Origin of the sequence: Bradyrhizobium sp. STM 3809 (genome assembly GCF_000239795.1) — a bacterium.
GTDB lineage: Bacteria > Pseudomonadota > Alphaproteobacteria > Rhizobiales > Xanthobacteraceae > Bradyrhizobium.
In genome coordinates this window covers 1-4,841 of record NZ_CAFJ01000740.1, presented here as the reverse complement: position 1 = coordinate 4,841, position 4,841 = coordinate 1, and the positions used below count along the sequence as shown (strand labels likewise).

6 protein-coding genes are annotated in these 4,841 nt (G+C 60.5%); 5 read left to right on the top strand and 1 reads right to left on the bottom strand.

Annotated features, from left to right (window positions below; translation table 11 throughout):
• Window positions 1-91: 91 nt before the first annotated feature.
• Complete coding sequence (locus tag BRAS3809_RS31745) at window positions 92-613, top strand: MarR family winged helix-turn-helix transcriptional regulator (protein ID WP_008966107.1); 522 nt, start codon at window positions 92-94, stop codon at window positions 611-613.
• Between the two features lie 6 nt (window positions 614-619).
• Window positions 620-1,255, top strand: coding sequence for a trimeric intracellular cation channel family protein (locus BRAS3809_RS31740; RefSeq protein WP_008966106.1), 636 nt, complete (start codon window positions 620-622; stop codon window positions 1,253-1,255).
• A 41-nt stretch (window positions 1,256-1,296) separates the two neighbouring features.
• On the opposite strand, the gene BRAS3809_RS31735 is transcribed toward BRAS3809_RS31740, so the two are convergent.
• Window positions 1,297-2,178 carry a LysR family transcriptional regulator gene (locus tag BRAS3809_RS31735; protein ID WP_008966105.1) on the bottom strand — a complete coding sequence of 294 codons (882 nt, stop codon included), beginning with the start codon at window positions 2,176-2,178 and terminating at the stop codon, window positions 1,297-1,299.
• Window positions 2,179-2,286: 108 nt separating this feature from the next.
• Between BRAS3809_RS31735 and BRAS3809_RS31730 the strand changes: the two genes are divergently transcribed.
• The 3 genes from BRAS3809_RS31730 to BRAS3809_RS31720 are packed head-to-tail and all read left to right on the top strand — an operon-like array spanning window position 2,287 to window position 4,704.
• Window positions 2,287-3,453, top strand: coding sequence for a muconate/chloromuconate family cycloisomerase (locus BRAS3809_RS31730; protein WP_008966104.1), 1,167 nt, complete (start codon window positions 2,287-2,289; stop codon window positions 3,451-3,453).
• Between the two features lie 2 nt (window positions 3,454-3,455).
• Window positions 3,456-3,746, top strand: a complete 291-nt coding sequence (catC, locus tag BRAS3809_RS31725; protein WP_008966103.1) for a muconolactone Delta-isomerase — start codon at window positions 3,456-3,458, stop codon at window positions 3,744-3,746.
• A 28-nt stretch (window positions 3,747-3,774) separates the two neighbouring features.
• On the top strand, window positions 3,775-4,704 hold the full coding sequence (locus BRAS3809_RS31720) for a dioxygenase family protein (protein ID WP_008966102.1): 930 nt from the start codon (window positions 3,775-3,777) through the stop codon (window positions 4,702-4,704).
• The last annotated feature ends 137 nt before the right edge of the window (window positions 4,705-4,841 follow it).

Here is a 4,841-nt window from a genome sequence, read left to right as displayed (position 1 = left end):
CCGGCGATTTTGTCGTCTTCAGTCCGTTTATTGCATATTGCAACTATTTCATCTTGCAATAGCATGGGGGATATAGAACTATACCCAAATCATGGGTGATCACCTCGAGACCGGTCCCACCGTGCTGCGCCAAAGCTTCACCTACCAGCTGGCTTCCATCGCCGAAGATGCAATCTCTCCTGCCGCGAAGCTGTTCAGGAAACGGTTCGGTCTGGATGTGCACGAACTGCGCGTTCTCAGACTGATCGGCGATCAGCCGGGCATCACATTCACCGAGCTGGCGCAAAGGACCCGGTTCGAACGGACAGCCACGTCGCGCATTCTGTCCCGTCTCATCAAGGGTGCACTCGTTCGCCGAGAGCTCGATGAAAGGGATGCGCGAAAATTCCAGCTTTACATCACGCAAACAGGCGATGCGCTCCGCAAAAGGGCGGACCCGTTGAGCCTGGAACTCGAGGGTCTCATCCTGTCGAGACTCTCCGCATCAGAGCGGGCGGATTTCCGCAGAATTCTGGACAAGCTCACGAACTGGCTGACTCTGGAATTTCCTGCCGAGCTGAAACGACTGGAAGACAACTACACCACCAGAGGCACGCGCAAGGCAAAGAAGTAGACACCGATGCTATTCTCGATCCTGGACGTTGTCGGCACATTCGCCTTCGCCTTGAGCGGCGCTACGCGGGCTGTTGAGAGCCGGATGGACGTGTTTGGCGCGATCTTCCTGGCCTTCGTCGCTTCCGTCGCAGGAGGGATTACGCGCGACGTCATCATCGGAGCAACGCCACCCGCCGCCTTCCTGAACGGTGCCTATGTTGTCATAGCCTTGATTGCTGGCGTGATCTGCTTTTATCGCTATGGCTGGATTGTCAGACTATCGAAACCGGTCATCTTCTTCGATGCCATCGGACTGGGCCTGTTTTGCGTCGTCGGAGCGCAGAAGGCACTGCAAGCGGGGCTGTCACCGATCTTCGCAGCGCTGCTCGGCGTGTTCACGGCGATCGGCGGTGGCGTCGCCGCCGATATCCTAAGTCAGCGACCGCCGATGGTACTGCACCGTGATGTCTATGCTCTGGCGGCATTGGCTGGAGCGCTCGTCCTGACGCTCGGAGCTTCGGTCGGCGTTCCGGTCGTCATCGTCGCTCCGATCGGAGCGGTGCTTGCAACAGGCCTGCGCCTGGTGGCTCTGCGCTACGATTGGCATCTGCCGAATGCGGAGCCGGCCAAAAGCCTTTCGCAGGATGAATCGGGGGCTTGACCCATGACCTCGCGTAGTCTGCCGCCGTTCCGTTGACCGACCTATTTCGAGAGCTCGGCGACGAGGTCGGAGATCCTCTTGAGAAACACCGACGTGTCGTTCCGTCGCTGGCTCATGATGATCGGACTCGTCAGGTTGGGTTCGTCCAGCTCGATGAACTTGATGTCGTCGCGTCCGAGCCGTCGAACGGATGCCGGCACCACGCATATTCCGGCCCCTGCGGCCACCAGCCCGAGAGCGGTTTGCAACTCGCGCGCCTCCATTCCAATCGTCGGTTCGAATCCCGCGTCACGATAGAACCCGAGCACCTGATCTGCATAACTCGGGCGCGGCGTCCTGGGATAGATGATGAGAGACTCATCGGCGGTCTCGCGCAATTTGAGTTTCTTCTTTGACTTGGCAAGGGGGTGGCCGATCGGCACGGCCACGCACAGGGCTTCCTCGCGAACGACGTGGCGCAGGACCTTTTCATCATCAAAGCGCAGGCGTCCGAAGCCGACATCGATGCGCCCGTCCTTCAATGCAGCAACCTGCTCGAGGGTCGTCATTTCGAGAAGCTGAACATTCGCACCGGGAACCTGCTCTCTGAAGCGACGGATGATCTCCGGCAGGGAGCCGTAGAGCGTAGAAGCGACAAAGCCGATGTTGAACTGCAGAACCATGCCCTTCGAGATACGGCGCGTCATCGATTTCATTTCGTCAACGCGCTGAAGAATCTGGCGGCTCTGCTCGAACAGATAGCGCCCCGGCTCGGTCAATGTGAGGGGACGACCCCGGTCGAGCAGCCGAACGCCAAGCTCCTCTTCTAGCTGCTGCACCTGCCGGCTCAACGGCGGCTGGGCGATGTTCAGCTTTTCGGAAGCGCGGCTGAAGGAGCCCTCCGCGGCGACCATGGTGAAGTACCGCAAATGCCGCAGTTCCATGCGCCCCCCTCGGACCCTTGATACCTGACAGGTATAAAAATAGACGCAATCAATCCTGTGTTTCAAGCCCGACCGCAACTAGCGTCGCCCCATCACAAGGAGCACGCCGTGCCGCGATCCAAGCCAGACATCGAACGGGTCGAGACTTTCCTGATCGACCTGCCGACCATTCGCCCGCACCAGCTGGCCATGACGACCATCAGCCGCCAGACGCTCATGATCGTTCGGCTCCATATGTCGGATGGCGTGGTCGGTATTGGCGAAGGGACAACGATCGGCGGCCTGGCCTACGGGCCAGAGAGCCCCGAGGGCATGAAGCTTGCCATCGACACCTATTTTGAACCGATCCTTCTCGCGTGCGATCCGAGCCGGATCGGCCAGACGATGACGGCCATTGGCCGCTCGGTCCAAGGCAATCACTTCGCAAAATGTGCGGTCGAGACCGCTCTCGTCGATGCGCTCGGCAAGCGAACCGGCCTTTCCGCCTCGACGCTGTTGGGGTCTCGCCATCATGACCGCCTGCCGGTCGCATGGACATTGGCTAGCGGCAATACGCAGACGGACATCGCCGAAGCCGAGGACATGCTGGCGCGCCGGCGTCACAACATCTTCAAGCTGAAGATCGGCAAGGGCGACCCTCGGGCCAACATTTCCCACGTGGCGGCGATCAAGCGCGCGCTCGGCGACCGCGCTTCGGTGCGCGTCGACATCAACCAGGCATGGTCCGTGGCAACCGCCTCCTCGCTTCTTCCTGCTCTCGCCGACGCCGGCGTCGACCTCATCGAACAGCCCATTCATTATAGGCACCTGAAAAGCATGGCACGTCTGGCAGCCGAGACTGCCATTCCGATCATGGCTGACGAGGCGCTCAACGGACCCGAAACGGCTTTTCAGATCGCATCGCAGGACGCCGCGGATGTATTCGCGCTGAAGATCGCCCAATCGGGCGGCCTTTTCGCAGGAGCGAAAGTCGCAGCCATCGCCGAAGCCGCCGGCATCGGTCTCTACGGAGGAACGATGCTCGAGGGCGCCGTCGGCACGATTGCCTCGGCGCACCTGTTCGCGACCCTTCCCAAGCTCGAATGGGGCACCGAGTTGTTCGGTCCGCTCCTGCTGACGGAAGAAATTCTCGAGACGCCGCTCGATTACAGCGAGTTTTCGCTCGGCGTTCCGGATGGGCCTGGTCTCGGAATTCAATTGAATGAAGCAAGCGTGAAGCAGTTTCGCCGTGACCGCGGCGAACGCAGCGTCCACCTTCTCAAGACGGGATCCTGATCATGCTGTTTCAGGTGCAGATGGAGGTCCGTATCCCCCACGATGTCCCGGTGGATCGTGCCGAACGATTGAAGCGCGAAGAGCGCGAGCGCGCGCAGGAGCTGCAGAAATCGGGCATCTGGCGGCACCTGTGGCGTCACGTCGGACGCTACGCAAACACCAGCATTTTCGATGTCGGCTCCGCGCAGGAATTGCACGATATCCTGTCAACCCTGCCGCTGTTCCCCTTCATGGAGATCAGCATCACGGCGCTGTGCCGACATCCATCATCCGTTCACGACGGCGATCAATAAACAACACACGCAACCAAGGAGGAACGCCATGCCTGCCGATCTGATCTCGAAGACTGTCATGAAGGAACTGGCCGCGCGAGCCGCCGGCGCCGACAACGCCAAGGGCAACAAGCGCGTCAAGGAAGTGACCGAACGCCTGCTTTATCGACTGATGCAGGTCATCGACGAATGCGACGTGTCGATGGACGAATTCTGGGCCGCTGTCGGCTTGCTGACGAAGACAGCGAAGAACAACGAATTCGGCCTGATGATCCCCGGCGTCGCACTGGAGCATTTCCTCGATCTGCGGCTCGACGAGGCCGAACGTCTCGCCGGGATCAACGGTGGTACCACGCGTACCATCGAGGGACCGCTCTACGTTGCAGGTGCTCCGCTCACCACGGGTGAAGCCCGGATGGACGACGGGACTGATCCCGGCGAAGTCCTGATCATTTCCGGAACGGTCCGTGGCGAAGACGGCAATGCCATTCCAGGCGCGATCGTCGACGTCTGGCACGCCAATTCGAAAGGCGGCTACTCCTTCATCGACGGCGAGCAGGCGCCCTACAATCTCCGCCGGCGGATTGCCACCGATTCGAAGGGCCGCTATCTCGCGCGGTCGATCGTTCCGAACGGCTATGGCTGTCCGCCCGAAAGCGCGACGCGCGAACTGATGAACCTGCTCGGCCGCCATGCCGAGCGCCCCGCCCACGTCCACTATTTCATTTCGGCGCCGGGCTACCGCCAGCTGACCACGCAGTTCAATTTCACCGGCGACAAGTATCTCTACACCGACTTCGCATTTGGCACCCGTGAGGAACTGATCGTCACCCTCGAACGCATCAAGAGTCCGGACGAGATCCGCAAGGCCGGCCTGAACAAGCCCTTCGCCCGCGCCACGTTCGACATCGTTCTCACGAAGGAAACGGCGCAGGCGCCGTCAACCATCGTCAATCGCGAGCATGTCATAGCCGCCTGAACCTCACTCACGTCGGGGTCGGCAGTGCTGACCCCGATCAACAACAAATTTGATGGGAGATACGCCATGTCCGACGCCATGATCGCCCGCATTGAGGCGTCCGTCGAGGAGAATGCGCAGACCGGTGCCTTTCGCTG